At 60.5% G+C, this 19,073-nt stretch carries 12 protein-coding genes; 4 read left to right on the top strand and 8 right to left on the bottom strand.

Translation table 11 applies throughout. From position 1 onward, the window contains the following. Window positions 1-179: 179 nt before the first annotated feature. The gene (locus ACGHP5_RS13525) at window positions 180-1,301 is read left to right on the top strand and encodes a DUF4861 family protein (protein ID WP_390567237.1); all 1,122 of its coding nucleotides are present in this window, start codon (window positions 180-182) and stop codon (window positions 1,299-1,301) included. Between the two features lie 168 nt (window positions 1,302-1,469). Then, complete coding sequence (locus ACGHP5_RS13520; RefSeq protein ID WP_390567235.1) at window positions 1,470-2,516, top strand: PfkB family carbohydrate kinase; 1,047 nt, start codon at window positions 1,470-1,472, stop codon at window positions 2,514-2,516. Between the two features lie 208 nt (window positions 2,517-2,724). Here the strand turns inward: ACGHP5_RS13520 and ACGHP5_RS13515 are convergent, their stop codons facing one another. After that, the gene (locus tag ACGHP5_RS13515) at window positions 2,725-4,071 is read right to left on the bottom strand and encodes a lipopolysaccharide assembly protein LapB (protein ID WP_290532968.1); all 1,347 of its coding nucleotides are present in this window, start codon (window positions 4,069-4,071) and stop codon (window positions 2,725-2,727) included. 39 nt (window positions 4,072-4,110) lie between these two features. Continuing rightward, entirely contained in the window at window positions 4,111-6,657 is a 2,547-nt protein-coding gene (gene gyrA / locus ACGHP5_RS13510; RefSeq protein WP_290532967.1) for a DNA gyrase subunit A, read from the bottom strand. A gap of 567 nt (window positions 6,658-7,224) precedes the next feature. Between gyrA and ACGHP5_RS13505 the strand changes: the two genes are divergently transcribed. Continuing rightward, window positions 7,225-7,917: a hypothetical protein gene (locus ACGHP5_RS13505; RefSeq protein WP_390567232.1), complete on the top strand. Its 693-nt coding sequence runs from the start codon at window positions 7,225-7,227 to the stop codon at window positions 7,915-7,917. Window positions 7,918-7,994: 77 nt separating this feature from the next. Here the strand turns inward: ACGHP5_RS13505 and ACGHP5_RS13500 are convergent, their stop codons facing one another. After that, complete coding sequence (locus ACGHP5_RS13500) at window positions 7,995-8,621, bottom strand: hypothetical protein (RefSeq protein ID WP_337757522.1); 627 nt, start codon at window positions 8,619-8,621, stop codon at window positions 7,995-7,997. Window positions 8,622-8,700: 79 nt separating this feature from the next. Next, window positions 8,701-11,445: a DNA translocase FtsK 4TM domain-containing protein gene (locus tag ACGHP5_RS13495; protein ID WP_390567230.1), complete on the bottom strand. Its 2,745-nt coding sequence runs from the start codon at window positions 11,443-11,445 to the stop codon at window positions 8,701-8,703. Between the two features lie 198 nt (window positions 11,446-11,643). On the opposite strand from ACGHP5_RS13495, the gene ACGHP5_RS13490 reads away from it, so the two are divergent. Then, the gene (locus ACGHP5_RS13490; protein WP_390567228.1) at window positions 11,644-12,804 is read left to right on the top strand and encodes an acyltransferase; all 1,161 of its coding nucleotides are present in this window, start codon (window positions 11,644-11,646) and stop codon (window positions 12,802-12,804) included. 72 nt (window positions 12,805-12,876) lie between these two features. Here the strand turns inward: ACGHP5_RS13490 and murI are convergent, their stop codons facing one another. The 4 genes from murI to ACGHP5_RS13470 form a co-directional block, all read right to left on the bottom strand. Next, window positions 12,877-13,662 carry a glutamate racemase gene (gene murI / locus ACGHP5_RS13485; RefSeq protein WP_390567226.1) on the bottom strand — a complete coding sequence of 262 codons (786 nt, stop codon included), beginning with the start codon at window positions 13,660-13,662 and terminating at the stop codon, window positions 12,877-12,879. A gap of 112 nt (window positions 13,663-13,774) precedes the next feature. Beyond that, window positions 13,775-14,302: a shikimate kinase gene (locus ACGHP5_RS13480; RefSeq protein ID WP_295905123.1), complete on the bottom strand. Its 528-nt coding sequence runs from the start codon at window positions 14,300-14,302 to the stop codon at window positions 13,775-13,777. Between the two features lie 13 nt (window positions 14,303-14,315). Beyond that, entirely contained in the window at window positions 14,316-17,186 is a 2,871-nt protein-coding gene (locus ACGHP5_RS13475; RefSeq protein ID WP_390567224.1) for a DNA gyrase/topoisomerase IV subunit A, read from the bottom strand. A 6-nt stretch (window positions 17,187-17,192) separates the two neighbouring features. Beyond that, a complete protein-coding gene (locus ACGHP5_RS13470; RefSeq protein ID WP_278434043.1) occupies window positions 17,193-19,070 on the bottom strand; it encodes a DNA topoisomerase IV subunit B in 1,878 nt (625 codons plus the stop codon). Window positions 19,071-19,073 lie beyond the last annotated feature (3 nt).

The raw sequence follows: 19,073 nt of genomic DNA, 5'->3' as shown, positions 1-19,073 counted from the left end.
CGCGGTTAAATTTCTATGCGTATCAGGCTCTTTTTCACAACGTAAAATTAGTAACTTTCCGCCACTCGGAATATGAAAAATTACCGAATTAAATAGAATATTTGCCGTTTTGGTTGACCAATATACGGAAAAATTGTAAATTTGCCTACAAACAATGGAAAAACTTCAATTCTAATTTTATGAAAAACCCGATTTTGTGGGCTGCAGCCCTCCTGATGGCCTCCTGCACGCCCGGTTTGAAGGTCGAAGTCGCCAACACGACCCCGACCGAACGCGATGACGAAACCGTCGAAATCACCTGGTCCGAAGTCGCCGCGCTCAAGGGCGTGACGCCGGACAACATCGTCGTCCTGAACGACGACAACGAGCAGATCCCCTCGCAGGTCCTCTTCCGCGGCGGAACGGAGCCGCAGGCGCTGATCTTCCAGACCGATGCCGACCCGATGGAGACCAAGCGGTTCAGACTGGCCACCGGCCAGCGTGAGAACTACCCCGCCGAGGCGTTCGGCCGCACGGTTCCCGAGCGTTACGACGACTACGCCTGGGAGAACAACAAGGTAGCCTACCGCCTCTACGGCCCGGCGCTCGAAACCTCGCCCGAGAAGCTCATCACCCCGGGCATTGACGTATGGGTGAAGTGCTCCGACAAACTGGTGATCGACGAGTGGTACGCCCGGGGCAACTACCACCACAACTACGGCGACGGCATGGACTGCTACAAGGTGGGCGTGACGCTCGGTTCGGGCGCATCGCTGCCCTTCGCCGGCGGCAAATTCTGGATGATGGGACACAACTACGCCACGGCCCGGACGCTCGACAACGGCCCGATCCGCACTTCGGTCGAATTGACCTACGCCCCGTTCGACGTCGACGGTACGCCCGTGACGCTCACCAAAGTCATCTCGCTCGACGCCAACCAGCGCTTCAACCGCATGGACAATGTCTACGAGGGCGCGTTCGCCGAGATGCCGATCGCCGCGGGCTTCGTGCGCCACGACGTGAAGCAGATGCAGCGCGGCGAAGGCTGGATGGGTATGTGCGAGGCCGCTTCGGACTCGAAGAACCCCGCGCGCGACGGCGACATCTACCTGGGTGTGATCCTGCCCGGAGCCGAGATGCTCGCGGACACGCTGGGCCACGCCGTAGCCGTCAAGGCCGTGAAACCCGGCCAGACGCTGACTTACTACGCCGGTTCGGGCTGGAGCCAGGGCGGCGTGGAGGACATGAAGGAGTGGGTCGAAGAGATCGCGCAGGCGCAGGCCGCCGCCGTGTCGCCCCTCCAGGTAACGGTCCGCAAGTAAAAGCCCCCCCCCAAAAAAAGGGCAGGCATAACGTCCTGCCTTTTCCGAAAGGCCCGGTCCGACGACCGGGCCTTTCACATGTCGGAGCCTTTTCCCGAACCGGGCGTCATCCGGTCTTGCAGTTGTCCGGCTTTTTACCTATATTTGTAATTCCTATTCACAAAAATCATGGACAGACAAAAGATCGTTACCTTCGGGGAGATCATGATGCGGCTCACGCCGCCCGATTACCTACGTTTCAACCAGACGAACCTCTTCCGCGCCAGCTACGGCGGAAGCGAGGCCAACGTCGCCGTATCGCTCGCCAACTACGGCTTGCAAAGCGAATTCGTCACCCGCCTGCCGGACAACCGGGTAGCCGACGCCTGCATCGACGACCTGCGCCGCTACGGCGTACGGACGGACGGCATCCTGCGCGGCGGCAAGCGGCTCGGGATTTGCTACATGGAGGAGGCCGCCGCGATGCGCTCGTCGCACGTCGTCTACGACCGCGCCGACTCGGCCTTCGACACCCTGCAACCGGGGATGATCGACTGGGCCGGCGTCTTCCGCGGCGCCTCGTGGTTCCACTGGTCGGGGATTTCGGCCGCGGTGAGCGCCGACACGGCGGCCGTGTGCGCCGAGGCGATTGCGGCGGCACGCGCGGCGGGACTGACCGTCTCGTGCGACATCAACTACCGCAAGAACCTCTGGAAATACGGCAAGGAGCCCCAGGAGGTGCTGCCGCCGCTGATGGAGCAGTGCGACGCCTTCTTCGGCACGGACGACGAATACGAGAAGGTGCTCGGCATGCAGCTGCCGCAGTTTGCGGCCCGCGACGCCGGCTACCGTCCCGACACGGCGGGTTACGAACGGGCTTCGGCACAGGTTGCGGCGCGCTTCCCCCGCTGCCGGAGCATCGTCTTCGGACTGCGCAGCGTGTTGAGCGCCAACCACCACCTGATCTCGGGGACGCTCTACACGGGCGGGCGTCTGCTCTCCGCACGGGTTTACGACATCGACCCCGTGGTCGACTGTGTCGGCGTGGGCGACGCCTTCGTGGGCGGATTGCTCTACGGAATGGCCGCACATCCCGGCGACGCACAGTTTGCGCTGGACTTCGGAACCGCGGCCTGCGCATTGAAAAACACCGTGCCGGGCGACTACAACCAGTTCACGGCCGCGGAGGTCGAACAGCTGGCCCGCGGCTCCGTCTCGGGCCGCATCGCCCGCTAACCGCCCGGCTGAAAGCCGGAATTCAGGATGCGCAGGGACAGTCCCCAAAACCTTATCTGCGATTCTGCGCCCGTTCCATTTCAAAACAAAAATGCCCGGCTTTCCAGCCGGGCATTTTTCATAACGTCTGCCGAACGGACGGCAGCGCAACTCCGTTCAAAGGGCGGGACCGGCGAACTATCACCGCTGAATCCCGCCCGTCAAGCGGCTATTCGATGCCTTTCACCTGCTTGTAAAGGGCATTGTAGGTGTTGTACTTCTCCATGATGCCGGCCTCGTCGCGCAGACGGAAGCAGATGGACTTGAGGAACTCCAGCGTGTCGACATCGTCGGGCTTGATCTGGTGAGCCTTCTCGAACCAGGGCACGGCCTCCTTGTAGACATCGTTGACAACTTTCAGATCGGCGTCGTAAACCGACTGGCTGCTGTACTGCTTCTCGTTCATCTCCTTGTTGAGCGCGTCGCCCTTGATCGTGTAGAACACACCCAGGTAGTAGTTGCCTTCGAACAGGTCGGGCTTCAGCTCCACGACCTTCTTGAACGATTCGATGCTCTGGTCGTAGTCCTTCAGCGCATAGAAGATACGGCCGCGGCCGAACCAGAGGTCCACGTTCGACGGGTTGTCCTCGATGGCCTTGTCGATCAGCGCGATCAGGTCGGCGGGGTCGCCCACGCCCTGCTCCGCAGTGTAAAGCTGCATCAGTCCGTCGAGGATGCGCTCGTTCTTCGGGAACTTCCCGATACCCGTCAGCAGCACATCCTTCGCTTTCATGATATTCCCCTTGTCGAGGTCCTTCTGTCCGTAGAGGCAGTGGAAGAGGTAGTAGTAGATATTGCCCTCCTCGTCGGCATAACCCAGGTCAATGGCCTTGGTCAGGTACTCGCCGCCCTTGGCGAACGACTTGGGATTGTTCGAACCGTCGACGGTCAGCAGGTAACCCGCATAGTAGAGCAGCGCGGGATCGGCCTTCTCGTAAGCCGGGCTGGACTGCGCTTCGAAAGCCGTCACGTAAGCGTCGGCGGCCTCGACGTAGTTGCCCGAGTCGATGCCGACGTTGCCCACCTGCGAGCAGAAGTCGCTGACCTGCTTCAGCCCCTCCTTGACCTTGTCGGCCGTCTTGGGATCGAGTTCATAAGCCTTGTTGTAAGCCTCGATGGCCTTCTTGGGAGCGTCTTTCAGCACCCACTTGCTCTGCTTCCACGTCACGACCTTGTTGTCCTTGACATAAGCCGTGAAATAGGGATACACCCATGCGTCGTACTCCGTGCCGTTGAGCGTCTCCTTCGTCGTCGACTTGGGTTCGCCGACAGCCAGTTTCAGCATCGCAGGTTCCATGTTGGCGAAGATGCTTTTCGTAGGCTCCACCGCCACCTCGTAGAAAGCCTTGCCGCGGGCGAGCCACGTTGCTGCCTTCGCCGCCTTCTTCTCGTTGGCGATGTCGGCGTCGCTCTTTTCGATCTTGGCGAGAAGGGCTTCCTTGTTCACTTTCTGGGCCTTCACGGCGGGAACTGCCACGAGCAGCGCCGCAAGAGCCGTCAAAATCGTTTTCTTCATGGTAAACTGAAATTTTAAAGTTTTTGTTGTTTCTTTTTCTTATTCCTCCGCGGGAGCGGTTCCGGGGGTTTCGCCTCCGGTCTCAACGCCTTCCGCGGGCTGCACTTCTTCCTCTTCCCCGGCAGCCGGCACGGCCATCACCGAAGCAATGGCATCGCCCTCGCGGAGGTTGATGATACGCACGCCCTGCGTAGCGCGGCCCGCGAGGCGGATCTGCCCGACGGCGGTGCGTATGGTGAGTCCCGAACGGTTGATGATCATCAGGTCGTTGTCGTCGGTGACGGCCTGGATCGATATGAGTTTGCCTGTCTTTTCCGTAATGTTGATGGTCTTCACGCCCTTTCCGCCGCGGTTGGTGATGCGGTATTCGTCCAGATCGGTACGCTTGCCGTAGCCGTTCTCGCTCAATACCAGCACATCCTGCTTCGAATCGGGTTCCACGCAGATCATGCCGACCACCTCGTCCCCGTCCTCGATCGAGATGCCGCGCACACCGGCCCCGACACGCCCGATCGGACGCACCGTCGACTCGTTGAAACGGATGGCCTTGCCGTCGCGGGCGGCGATCAACACCTCGGCGTTGCCGCTGGTGAGCTTGGCCTCGATCAGCTGGTCGCCCTCGCGGATGACGATGGCGTTGACGCCGTTCTGGCGCGGACGCGAGTAGGCCTCCAGCTTGGTCTTCTTGATCGTGCCGTCCTTGGTGCACATGATGATGTAGTTGTCGTTCACATACTCCGCATCGGCCAGGCTCTTGACATTGATGTAGGCGCGGACCTTGTCGTCCGGCTCGATCTGGATGACGTTCTGGATGGCACGGCCCTTCGACGAACGGGCGCCTTCCGGAATCTCGTAGACCTTGAGCCAGTAGCAGCGGCCCTTCTCCGTGAAGAAGAGCATCGTGTTGTGCATCGAAGCCACGTAGATGTGCTCGATGAAGTCCTCGTCGCGCGTGGCGCTGCCCTTGGCCCCCACTCCGCCGCGGTTCTGCGTGCGGTATTCGGCCAGCGGCGTGCGCTTGATGTAACCCATGTGCGAAATGGTGATCACCATGTCGTCGTCGGCGTAGAAATCCTCGGGATTGAACTCTTCCGAAGCGTAGACGATCTCCGAGCGGCGTTCGTCGCCGTACTTCTCCTTCATCTCCAGCAGCTCGTCCTTGATGATCTGCATTTGCAGGCCGACGTTCGCAAGCACCTCCGTCAGGTGGGCGATCAGTTTCTCCAGTTCGTCGCGCTCGGCGAGCAGCTTGCCCCTTTCGAGTCCCGTCAGGGCGCGCAGGCGCATTTCGATGATGGCCGAAGCCTGGATGTCCGACAGCGCGAAACGCTCGATCATCGTCTGCTTGGCGGCGTCGGGCGTCTGCGAGGCGCGGATGATGCGCACGATCTCGTCGATGTTGTCCTGTGCGATCAGCAGGCCCTGCACGATGTGCAGACGCTCCTCGGCCTTGCGCTTGTCGAAGCGCGTGCGGCGCACGACGACGTCGTGGCGGTGCTCGATGAAGTATTTGATCAGGTCGCGCATCGGCAGCATCTGCGGCCGGCCGTTGACCAGCGCGATGTTGTTCACGGCGAACGACGTTTGCAGCGGCGTGTTCTTGAACAGCGTGTTGAGCACCACGCTCGCAACGGCGTCGTGCTTCAGGATAATGATGATCCGCAGGCCGTTGCGGTCCGACTCGTCGTTGATGTAGGAGATGCCGTCGATCTTCTTGTCGTTGATCATGTCGGCGATCTTCTTGATCATCTCGGCCTTGTTGATCATGTAGGGAATCTCCGTGATGACGATGCACTCCCGGCCGCTGGGCGTATGCTCGATGTCGGTCTTGGCGCGCATCATCACGCGGCCGCGGCCCGTCAGCATCGCCTCCTTCACACCCTCGTAGCCGTAGATGATACCGCCCGTGGGGAAGTCGGGACCCTTGACGTAGTGCAGCAGCTCCTCGCCCGTGATCTCCGGGTTGTCGATATAGGCGCAGCAGGCGTCCACCACCTCCGAAAGGTTGTGCGGAGCCATGTTCGTGGCCATACCGACGGCGATACCGCTGGCGCCGTTGACGATCAGCAGCGGGATTTTCGTGGGCAGGACCGTGGGTTCGGGGATCGTATCGTCGAAGTTCAGCGTCCAGTCGACCGTCTCCTTGTCGATGTCGGCCATCACTTCGTCCGTGATTTTCTTCATGCGGGCCTCGGTGTAACGCATGGCGGCGGGTGAGTCGCCGTCCATCGAACCGAAGTTACCCTGCCCGTCGACCAGCGGGTAACGCATCGACCAGTCCTGCGCCAGGCGGACCATCGCGTCGTAGACCGACGTGTCGCCGTGGGGGTGGAACTTACCGAGCACGTCGCCGACGATACGGGCGGACTTACGGGTGGGTTTGTCGGAGTAGAGGTTCAGCTCCGCGCTCATATCGTAGAGGATGCGGCGGTGCACGGGTTTCATGCCGTCGCGCACGTCAGGCAGCGCACGCGACACGATGACCGACATCGAGTAGTCGATGTACGCCGATTTCATCTGCTCTTCGATATTGATGGGGATGATACGCCCCGTCAAACCGGCATTCTTTTCTTCTTCAGTTAACATTATTTACCGTTTAAAACTTTTTGCACCGATACCACGATCCGCCGGACTCGTTCGCCGCCCATGGCGGCGTTTGCAATTCTGACCCTCCCCTAAATCCCCTCCTCGGAGGGAACTTGGTGCCGCTTTGCGGCAAAATCGGAATTTCCGAAGCTGTGGGTTAGGGTATTGCCATACGATCCTCGGCTCCATTCCTGCAAAGACAGTCCGGCCCGGCCGTCGATACCTTCAAATTACCACTTTTTTAACGAACAAAAATACGATTTATTTCCGATTTGAGCAACTTTAGAGGAATAAATCTGCTTCGCGCGTGCGATATTTTCGACGGAGCACCCCGTTTTTGCCCCTTTTCCGGCGATCTGACGCCCTGAAAAAAATATCCCGGCAGAATGCCGGGCGAAAAGGCCGAAAGACACGATGTCGTCCGACAACCTGAAATTACGTAAGCATTGTGATTTTGGGATAAAAATCATTTCAAACTATCAAATTTCGGCTCTTTTTCCTATATTTGTTGCAAACTAAAATACATACCCATTTAGTTCAATTAAGTGCAACAAAATGACAACACCCATGAAGAAACTTTTGTGTGTAACTATTGCTCTCTTGTATGCCACGGCCATGCAAGCACAAGACGAAAAAGCAGGTGTGACGAAATTTCTCGGCATTCCGATTGACGGATACAAACCCGCCATGATTGAAAAGCTGAAAGCCAAAGGGTTCATACCCTCCATAGCGGGCAAAGATGTTTTGGAAGGCGAATTCAATGGAGTTGATGTCCATGTACACATCGCAACAAACAACAATAAAGTCTGGAGAATTATGTTGGCAGATCAAAATACTTGCGGTGAAACAGATATTAAAATCCGCTTCAACAGACTCTGCCGACAATTCGAAAACAATCCAAAGTATATACCTCGTACCAAACCCAATAAGGAACAGACAATTCCCGACGATGAACACCTTTCCTACGAAATGGCTGTAAATAACAAAGGCTATGCGGCTTTCTATTCACAAGTTCCGGACTCCGTTACCAAGGAACAAGCATTGGGTTATCTGACAGGTCCGATAGAAGATATGACCGGTCCGATAGGAGAATTATCACCTGAAAAAGTCGTTGAACACTACTCCAACCTCCAAAAATGTGCGATGGCATTTGAAAATAAAACGGTTGGTTTTATGATCCATGAAGAATCTGCTGGAAAATATCGCATCTGTATGTTTTACGAAAACAGGTATAACGACGCCAACGGCGAAGATTTGTAATGACAGTCTGACCGAAAACACACCGGGCCGCCATGCGATTGCGTACATGGCGGCCCGGTGTTTCATTTCGTAAAAAATTACCGGAAGTCTATGAATTCATATCCGGCATAGGCATTTTTATCGAAGAGCCGGACGTGCCCCGCAAGCGGCGCGATGCCGAGGATGCCGACCTGCACCTGCTCGCCGTCGTAATCGTAGGAGAGCGACAGAGGACGCATCGCGGCGGTATCGACCGTCACGGTGACGCTGCCCGCCGGAGAGTCGTTCCCGGCAGCGGGCGTCAGCCGCACGACGGCGCGCCCCCCGGCTTCGGAGACCAACGCCGGGATATACTCGCTGCCGAGGAAATCGAAAGCCCGGACGGGATTGTTCAGGATATTGCGGCTCGCGGCGTCCACCTCCGTCACGGTCACCTCGCGGCGGCGGTTGTCGATTTCGTAGCGGACCACGCTGTCGGCGAAAACCTCGGCGTCGGCCAGCGCGAGGTAGTAGCACCGCCCCTCGACGACATAGCTGCCACGGCTTTTGTAATCGCCCGCCGAGACTTCGAAATCCACACTGTAACCGGGCATCGCGCGGAACCCCGCGGCGAGTTTTTCGAGTATCTCCGTGGCGCGCCCGGCTGCCCGGCTTTGCGGCATTCCGCAGCACAGCACCACCATGAAAAGTGAAAAATGAAAAATGAAAGATGCGTTTTTCTTCATATCGTCCCCCAACTGCCGCGCAGCCAATTTTTAATTCTTAATTCTCAATTTTCAATTAGGCTTGTTTTAAGCCGACGGCTTAAAATACCCCCAGTTCCTGCAATTTCGCCTCCAGCGAAGGCATGTCGTGGTAGAGGATGTCGCGCGGCTTGGCCCCCTGCTGGCGGCCGACGATGCCGGCCCTTTCGAGCTGCATCATGATGCGGCCCGCACGGTTGAAGCCCACCTCGTAGTTGCGCTGGATCATCGAGGTCGAAATCTGCCCCCCGGACACGGCGTCGCGGGCGATCTCGGCGAAGAGCGAGTCGTATTTCACGGGCGCCGAGGACTCCTCGCTGCCCATCTGAGCGCCGTCGCCGCCGTCGGGCGTATAGTCGGGCAGCGTGTAGGCCTCGGTGTAGCCCTGCTGTTTGGAGATGTATTCGCAGATGCGCTCGACCTCGCGGGTCTCGACCAGCGCACACTGGATGCGCGTCAGGTCGCCGTCCTTCGAGAAGAGCATGTCGCCCCGGCCGATAAGCTGGTTGGCCCCCGGCTGGTCGATGATCGTGCGCGAGTCGATCATCTGCATCACGCGGAAGGCGATGCGGGCCGGGAAATTGGCCTTGATGCCGCCCGTGATGACCTTCACGTCGGGACGCTGCGTGGCGATGATCAGGTGGATACCGATGGCGCGGGCCTTCTGTGCGAGGCGCATGACCGGCCCTTCGACCTCGCGGGCCGTCATGATCAGGTCGGCGAACTCGTCGACCACCACCACGATATACGGGAGGTAGCGGTGACCGTTCATCGGATTCAGCCGCCGCGCGGTGAATTTCTCGTTGTACTCGGCGATGTTGCGCGCCCCGGCCTTCTTACACAGCTCCAGACGGTTGTCCATCTCCGTACAGAGCGAGTTGAGCGTATAGACCGCCTTCTTGGGGTCGGTGATGATCGCGTCGTCCTCCGACTCCATCTTGGCCAGGAAATGCCGTTCGATCTTGGCGTAGAGCGAGAACTCGACCATCTTGGGGTCGATCATCACGAACTTCAGCTGCGCGGGGTGTTTGCGGTACAGCAGCGAGGTGATGATGGCGTTCAGCCCCACGGACTTGCCCTGTCCCGTGGCGCCGGCGACCAGCAGGTGCGGCATCTTGGCCAGGTCGAAGACGTAATTTTCGTTCTGGATCGTGCGCCCGATCACCACCGGAAGTTCGGCCTTCGACTCCTGGAAACGCAGCGAACGCACGGCCGAATACATCGACACCACCTGCTTGTCGCGGTTGGGGACCTCGATGCCGATGGTTCCCTTGCCCGGAATCGGCGCGATGATGCGGATACCCAGCGCCTTGAGGCTCTGGGCTATGTCGTTTTCAAGGCCCTGCACCTTCGAAATCTTGATACCCTGGGCCTGCACGATCTCGTAGAGCGTCACCGTGGGACCCACCGTGGCCTTGATGCGCTGGATGGGAATGCCGAAGTTCCTGAGCGTCTCCTCGATCTTGGTCTTGTTCTCGAAAATCTCCTCGTCCGAGACCTCCGAATCGGAAATGTAGTCCTCCAGCAGCGTCACGGGCGGCTTGCGGTAGTTCACCAGGTCCTTCAGCGGGTCGTAGCTCTCGGTGGGGATCGCCTTTTCGTCGAGGAGCTTCGCCTCGTTGGCCTCGACCGTCACCACGACACCCTCCGGTTCCGCAGCGGGCGCGTCGTCACGCACGATGATCTCGGTAAAGGGCGCATCGGAATCGGACGGTGCGGCCTCCCCGTCCGGAATCTCCTCCGGGGCAGGGTTCGGGGCGGGTTCCGCGGACACGGCGTCGCGCACCGCAGGGCGTTCCAGTTCGACCAGCCCGCTGCGGCCGATCACCACGCGGCCCTCGGGGCGCGAAAGGTCCACCTCGATGAACTCCCCGTCCTCGGCGGGAGGGGGCGTCTGCTCCGCGGCGGTCTCCCCGGCGACGGGTTTTCCGTCGGGCGTCAGTTCGAGGAAGGGATTTTCGTCGTCTTCCGCCGCGGATTTCCGGGCCGCAACGGCCTCCGCCGGGCGTTCCACATGGATCGGAGCGGCCTTCTGCACCGCGGGTTCCGCCGCCTTCGGTGCCGCGGATTGCGGCGCAGCCGCCTTCGGGCCGGGTTTCGGAGCCGGTTCCGCGGCAGGTTCCGCGGCCTCGTCCTCCCCGGCCGCACGGACATGTGGCACGACTTTGTGTTTGAGTATCTCGACGACTTTCCCGCTCTTGTCGACCACGACGTTACCCGCCTCGTTGACTTTGTTGATGAAGTTGCGGTTGATGAAAACCCCTGTCAGTATCCAGCCGCCGACAAGCAGGATCAGCGTCCCGAAAGCCCCGATGTGCGTGCGCAGCAGGGCCGAAGAGGCGATGCCGAAAGCGCCGCCCCACCCCGTCGAGCAGCAGAGGCTCCAGCGGCCGGCGAAGGCGAATCCCAGCGTCAGCGACCCCAGAATCATGATCAGAAACAGCGATAAGATCGAATGGTTCATGAGCAGCGGCCGCTGGCGGATGATCCGCACGCCGACCAGCACGATCATCACGGGAATCAGCAGGCCGAACAGGCCGAACGAATTGTCGACCAGCAGGCGGCCCAGCCGCGCTCCGGCCCAGCCGCAGAGGTTTTCCGGCTCGATGCCGAGCGTCACCCGTTCCTCGACCGATTTTTGCAGCCCGCTCTGGTCGGCGGCCCAGCTAAAAAACGAGAAGAACACCGCGGCGGCGGCGAACAGACCGATGAACAGCAGCAACAGTCCGGCGATCCAGCGCGCGCTGTCGCTGTTGGAGCGCTGAACGGCCTGCCGGCTGTTGGTGGATGTATTTTTAGATGCCATTTCCCGAATGTCGATATTATCGAGCGAAGGTACTAATTTTTTCCGACAATTCCGGGACCGCAGCGAACTTTCTTGGCCGCCGGTCACGATTTTGACCGAAAATTGGCCTCCGGGAAAGAGGGAATCCATTACCTTTGCACACGGCTTCCGCACCGAAACGGACGACGGAGAGCCGGCAATCACGAAACCCGAACTGAAATGGAACTCAAGACAGAAACCAAAAAACACATCGTCTGGCTGGACGTCGTCCGGCTCGCGGCGATCCTCATGGTGATCGGCGTGCACTGCATCGATCCCTTCTACATCTCACCCACGATGCGGGACATTCCCGAGTACACCCGCTGGGCCTCCATCTACGGATCGCTGTTCCGCCCCTCCGTGCCGCTGTTCGCGATGATGACCGGACTGCTGCTGCTGCCCGTCGGCCAGCCGCTGGGCGCGTTCTACAAAAAACGCATCTTCCGCATCCTCTTTCCCGTCGTGATCTGGTCGGTGCTCTACAACCTCTTCCCGTGGTTCACGGGCGTCCTGGGACTGGACAAGAGCATCATCGGCGACTTCTTCTGCTACACCCAAGGAAGCGAATCGCAGGCGCTGGGCGACTCGCTCCGGGACGTGGCGATGATCCCCTTCCAGTTCAGCTTCAAGGAGAACCACATGTGGTACATGTACCTGCTGATCGGACTTTACCTCTACATGCCGTTCTTCTCGGCGTGGATCGAAAAGGCGGCCGCGAAGGAAAAGCGCGTCTACCTAGGCATCTGGTTCGCATCGCTCTTCATTCCCTACGCCACGGCGTACGTCGCCCCGTGGTTCGGCGTCGGCTACCTCTTCGGCGAAAGCACCTGGAACGCCTTCGGGATGTTCTACTACTTCGCCGGATTCAACGGCTACCTCGTCCTGGGCCACTACCTGAAAAAAGGCAACGGCTGGAGTTTTCCGAAAACCCTCGCGATCAGCGCCGTGCTGTTCGGCGCGGGGTATTGGGTCACCTACTCCGGGTTCGCCGCAGCGGCCGCCGACGCGATGTCGACCGAGGCGGACATGGAACTGTTCTTCACCTTCTGCAGCCCGAACGTGGCGATCATGACCGCCGCGGTGTTCCTGCTGTTCCAGAAAGTGCGGATAAACGGCGAGCGGGTCGCCCGGCTGCTGGCCAACATCACCAAATGCGGGTTCGGCATCTACATCGTCCACTATTTCCTCGTAGGTCCGTTCTTCCTGCTGATCGGCCCCTCGTCGCTGCCCATTCCGCTGCAGGTTCCGCTGATGTCGGTGTGCATCTTCCTCGTGGCCTGGGGATTCACGGCCCTGATGTACAGGCTGCTGGGCAAAAAGGCCGTCTACATCATGGGCTGACGCCCGGAAAACGAAATACAGGCCCGGACTCCGCTTGTCGGAGTCCGGGCTTTTCGTTCAGGGAAAGGGCTTTCACAAAGACTGCTGCGCCTTCCGTTCGAGGCGGAGGCGGTAGGCTTCGCCGGCGAAGGTGTGGAACGTTAACACGGGGCGGTTATCCGCCGAGGCGCGCAGGCCGTCGCGGTCGAGCAGCTGGCCGACACGGCGGGCGACGGCGGGCGACGGGTCGACGATCGCAACGCCCCGCCCGCCGACGATGCGTTCCATCACCGGCATCAGGAAGGGATAGTGCGTGCACCCCAGCACGATCTGGTCGGCGCCCCGCGCCAGCATCGGCTCCACGGCGGCGCGCACCGTGGCTTCGGCCTCGGGCGTATCCTCCCGGTCACCCTCGACCAGCTCCACGAAGCCCGTACCCGGGTAGGTCAGGACCTCGATGCCGCTGCCGTACCGGGCGGCCGTGCGGCGGAACAGATCCCCGTCGAGGCTCCGCTCGGTGGCCAGCACCCCCACCACCCCGCTGCGGGTCGCCAGGCAGGCCGGTTTCACGGCCGGCTCCATGCCCACGATGGGCACGCCGGCATATTTTTCGCGCAGGAAGTCGATGGCCGCCGCCGTGGCGGTGTTGCAGGCCACGACGACCATCTTGCAGCCCAGTTCCACGAGCCGCGCGACGGCGGCATCGGCCAGCGCCTGCACCTCTTCGCGGGGCCGCGAGCCATAGGGGCAGTTGGCGCCGTCACCGAGGTAGGCGAGCGATTCGCCGGGCAGCGCGCGCCGGATCTCGCGCCAGACGGTCAGTCCGCCCAGCCCCGAGTCGTAAACTCCGATAGGAGCGTTATTTGAAAATCCATTCACGGTTTTTGTTTTTTCGGATGCCTCACCCGCGGCCTTCAGCCGCGCATACAAGTCTGACCCCACCCCAAGCCCATCCCTCGGGAGGGGCTTATCGCATGCGCCCGGAATTTCCTCAATTTCGGGCCGTCAGTCGTCCCAGAATATATTCTATCAGCTCCTCGTCGGACATCGGGTCGCAGTCGACGACGAGCGAAGCCTGTGCGTAGAACGGTTCGCGGACCGACATGTCGCTGCGCATGAAGGCCACCAGCTGTTCGTCGTCGAGACCTTGCAGTCGGGGCCGCTTGCGGCGTCCGTAGGGGCTTAACCGGCAGGCGATCTGCTCCGGCGAGCGGCGCAGGTAGACCGTATGCCCGGCGGCGTTCATGCACGGCATGTTGTCGCGCCACGTGGGCAGCCCGCCCCCCGTGGAGACCACGGCGAAGGGCGCTGCTGCGATCACCTCGTCGAGGACCCGGCGCTCCGCCTCGCGGAAACGCTCCTCGCCCTCGTAACGGAAGACGTCGGCCACGGAGGCGCCTTCGCGCTCCTCGACCAGCGCATCGGTGTCGATGAAATCGACGCCCAGACGCCGCGCCAGCTTGCGTCCGAGGGTGCTCTTGCCGCAGCCCATATATCCGACCAGAAAGAGAGGTTTCATCGCAAACAGTTCGTTAAAACAGGTTCAGCTGCTCGGGGTCGATCATCTCGCCGGCATCGCCCTTCGGACGCTCCACCTCGAACTCCACGCCCCCCGCCGCCGTGCCCGTGCGGGGCTGGCCGGCCGGAGCCTTCTCCGGGGCGGGTTGCGCGGCGGACGGCTTCTTCGGGGCGGATTTTCCGGAATTTTCCGTCTCTGTCACAGCGCCTTGCGCCGCGTCAGCTGAAGCGCCCGTCAGCTGACCGCCTTCAAGCCCCTCATCATCCGACGGTTCCGGCTCGGGCGGCAGTTCGGGTTCGATCATCCGCAGCCGGTCCACGTCGTAGGTCGTCAGGCGTTTGCCCTTGGCCCGGTGGCTCTTGACGCCCACGAACTCGTCGACGTCGATCACATCCGCAGGCCGCGTGGCGTGCGCCCCTTTGTAGGTGATCTCCAGTTTGGCCCCGGCGCGGTCCGTCACGCAGACGAAATCGGCGTCGGCGTCGAGGAAATCCTGCATCTTATCCGACATTTCGGCCATGAAACGCTTCATGTAGTAGTACCGCTGGCCGCGGTCGTAATAACACAGGCTGTAAACCCGGTCCGGCTCGTAACGCGCCACGCGGACGGTTTCGTCGGGGAAGTGCTGGCCCAGGTCGTAGTTGGTGATATAGTACTGGTTCTTCGAGGTCCAGACGATCAGGCGGTCGTCGCCCTTGAACTCGCCGAGCAGCTTGCCGCGCCCGTCAGCGTTCAGCCGGCGGACATCTTCGTCGAACCAGATGTTCTGCCCCCCGAGCGTCGAGGTTCCGCGCTCCTTCAGCACGATCTTGTGGATACCGTAGCGCGAGAACAGGTTGCCCTGGCTCTGGCGGCCCTTGATGGCGAGGGTCGAGAAATCGAGGTCCACGATCACCTTCTTCAGGCGCGGACGGGGCTTGAAGTAAACCTTCAGCACCTCGGCCTCACCGTTCGGATTGACAGACATATAGAGTATCTCGCTCTTCGCGGTTCCCTTGGTGATGTCGTACTCCTTGTCGCGCGTGATGCCCTTGATGGCGCAACGCTTCATCATGATCGCGCCGTTCTTCCCGTCGCGGTAGAGGACATTGTAGATCGTGCGGTCGTCGTTGCGCTTGAAGACCCCGATGTAATAGATATTCCTGTCGAAGAAAGCCTTGTCCGAAACCTTGGTGATCACGTAACGTCCGTCTTTCGTGAAGACGATCACGTCGTCGATGTCCGAGCAGTCGCAGACGAATTCCGCATCCTTCATCGACTTGCCGATGCCGAAGAACCCCTCGGCCCGGTCCACGTACAGTTTGGCGTTCGTGACGGCCACCTTCGTAGCCTCGATCGAGTCGAACTCACGCAGCTCGGTGCGGCGCTCCCTGCCCTTGCCGTACTTGTCGCGGATGCGCTCGTACCAGGCCACGGCATATTCGGTGAGGTGGTCCAGGTCGTACTGCGTCGACTTGATGTCCTCCTCGATCTGCCTGATCTCGTTGTCGGCCTTCTCGCTGTCGTAACGCGAAATTCGGATAAATTTCAACTCGGTGAGCTTCTGCACGTCTTCAAGCGTTACTTCACGTCGCAGCCGTTTCTTGAAGGGTTCCAGCCCCTTATCGACGGCGGCATAAGCCTCCTCGCGGCTCTTGCAGCCCTCGATCAGCTGGTAGAGTTTGTTCTCGATGAAGATGCGTTCGAGCGACGCGGCGTGCCACGCCTCGCTCAACTCGCCCAGCCGGATTTTCAGCTCCAGGCCCAGCAGCGACTTGGTGTGCTCGGCCGAGCGGCGCAGGATCTCCGAAACCCCGAGGAAGTGCGGCTTCTCGTCCCAGATGACGCACGAGTTCGGGGCGATCGACACCTCGCAGTCAGTGAAGGCGTAGAGCGCGTCGATGGTCTTGTCCGAAGATTCGTCGGGCGAGACCTGAATGACGATTTCGACCCGGTCGGCCGTATTGTCGTCGACCTTTTTGATCTTGATCTTGCCCTTGTCGTTGGCCTTGATGATCGAATCCTTGATCGACTCGGTGGTCGTGGTATAGGGAATCTCGGTGATGGCAAGCGTGCGTTTGTCGATCTTCGAAATCTTCGCCCGCACCTTCACCGCACCGCCGCGAAGGCCGTCGTTATAGCGGCTCACGTCGGCCATGCCGCCCGTCGGGAAGTCGGGGTAAAGCTGGAAATCACGCCCCTGGAGGTGCGCAATGGCGGCGTTGATCAGCTCCACGAAGTTGTGGGGCAGGATTTTCGAAGCCAGACCCACGGCGATGCCGTCCGAACCCTGTGCCAGCAGCAGCGGGAACTTGATGGGCAGCGTCACGGGTTCCTCCTTGCGGCCGTCGTACGACAGCATCCACTCCGTCGTCTTCTTGTTGAAGACCACGTCGAGGGCGAATTTCGAAAGGCGCGCCTCGATATAACGGCCCGCGGCGGCCTCGTCGCCCGTGAGGATATTGCCCCAGTTGCCCTGGCAGTCGATCAAGAGGTCCTTCTGCCCCAGCTGCACCAGCGCGTCCTTGATCGACGCATCGCCGTGCGGGTGGTACTGCATGGTCTGGCCCACGAGGTTGGCGACCTTGTTGTAACGGCCGTCGTCGACGACCTTCATCGCATGGAGGATGCGCCGCTGGACGGGTTTCAGTCCGTCCTCGACATGCGGCACGGCACGTTCGAGGATCACGTACGAGGCGTAGTCCAGGAACCAGTTCTTGTACATGCCCGTGAGCTTGCGGACGCCCCCCTCCTCCTGCGTCAGGCGGTCGAACTTGCCCGCCTTGGCCGGAGCCTCGGCCACAGGCGTGTCGTCCGCCGCATCGTCCGCGGTTTCGGGGGCCGAGGCATCCTCGCTGAACGCTTCGCCCGGGATCAGTTCGTCTTTATCTTTATTCTCTGCCATATTCCGTTAGCTGATTTTCAGGTCCTGCTCGACGATGTCCTCCTCGATGCGCAGGTTGTCGATGATGAAGCCCTGCCGTTCGTAGGTGTTCTTACCCATGTAGAACTCCAGCAGGTCGTGGATCGGGTCGTCCTTCGTGATGCGGACCTTGTCCAGACGCATGTTCTCGCCGATGAACTCCTTGAACTCATCGGGCGAAATCTCGCCCAGACCTTTGAAGCGCGTGATCTCGGCGTTCGCGCCGCACCGTGCGACGGCCTTCAGCCGCTCCTCCTCGGAGTAGCAGTAGAGCGTCTCCTTCTTGTTGCGCACGCGGAACAGCGGGGTTTGCAGCACGAACAGATGCCCCTGGCGGATCACCTCGGGGAAGAACTGCAGGAAGAAGGTCATCATCAAGAGGCGGATGTGCATGCCGTCGACATCGGCATCGGTGGCGATGACGACCTTGTTGTAGCGCAGGTTGTCCATGTCCTCCTCGATGTTCAGCGCCGCCTGAAGGAGGTTGAACTCCTCGTTCTCGTAGACCACCTTCTTCGTCAGCCCGTAGCAGTTGAGCGGCTTGCCGCGCAGCGAGAAGACCGCCTGCGTTCGCACGTCGCGGCTCTTGGTGATCGAGCCCGACGCCGAGTTACCCTCCGTGATGAAGATCATCGACTGCTCGGCCAGCTCGTTGCGGTCCGTGCGGTGGATCTTGCAGTCGCGCAGCTTCTTGTTGTTCAGGCTCACCTTCTTGGCCGTCTCGCGGGCCTTCTTCTGGATGCCCGAGATCGCCTTGCGCTCCTTCTCGTTCTCGACGATCTTCTTCTGGAGAATCTGCGCCGTCTCGGCGTGCTTGTGCAGGTAGTCGTCGAGGTGCTTGGTGAGGAAGTCGGCCACGAAGTTGTTGACCGAAACCCCCGGCTCGACCTCCTTCGAACCGTATTTGGTCTTCATCTGGTTCTCGAAGATCGGGTCGGTGACCTTGATCGAAATGGCCGCGATGATCGACGTGCGGATGTCCGAGGGATCGTAGTCCTTGTGGTAGAACTCCTTGACCGTCTTGGCGACGGCGGCGCGCAGGGCCGTCTGGTGCGTGCCGCCCTGCGTGGTGTGCTGGCCGTTGACGAACGAGTCGTAGCTCTCGCCGTAGCCCGTGCCGTGGGTGATCACCACCTCGATGTCCTCCCCCGTGAGGTGGATCGGCGGGTAGAGCGGGTCTTCGGTCATGTTGTCGTTCACGAGGTCCAGCAGGCCGTTTTTCGAAACGTAGCTCTTGCCGTTGAAATTGAGCGTCAGGCCCAGGTTCAGGTAGCTGTAATTGCGGATTTTCTGCTCGACGTATTCGAGGTTGTAGGCGTACTGGCCGAAAATCTCCTTGTCGACGCGGTACGAGATGAACGTGCCGTTCTTCTCGCTGACCCCGCTCTCCCACCTGTCGCTCACTTCGAGTCCCTTGGCGAAGGTCACCGTACGGGCTTCGCCGTCGCGCACCGAACGGGCCGTAAACTCTTCGGAAAGCATGTTCACGGCCTTGACGCCCACACCGTTCAGACCCACGGTCTTCTTGAAGGCGTCGCCCCCGTACTTGCCGCCCGTGTTCATCTGCCCGACGGCCGCCGCGAGCGACTTGAGGGGGATGCCGCGGCCGTAGTCGCGCACCGTGACCACGTTGTCGGCCAGCGTGATGTCGATCTGCCGGCCCGCACCCATGATAAATTCGTCGATCGAGTTGTCCACGACCTCCTTGATCAGCACGTAGAGCGCCTCGTCGGGCTGCGAACCGTCGCCCACCACGCCGACGTACATGCCGGGGCGCAGGCGGATGTGCTCCCTCGGAGAGAGGGTCACGATGGCGTCGTCGCCGTAATTGGTTGCGTTCGAGTTGGTATTGAGTAAATCTGCCATAAT

Origin of the sequence: Alistipes sp. i18-0019-D1 (assembly GCF_042852885.1) — a bacterium.
GTDB lineage: Bacteria > Bacteroidota > Bacteroidia > Bacteroidales > Rikenellaceae > Alistipes.
The sequence above is the reverse complement of the archived record's forward strand: the minus strand, read 5'-3'. Positions and strand labels throughout refer to the sequence as shown.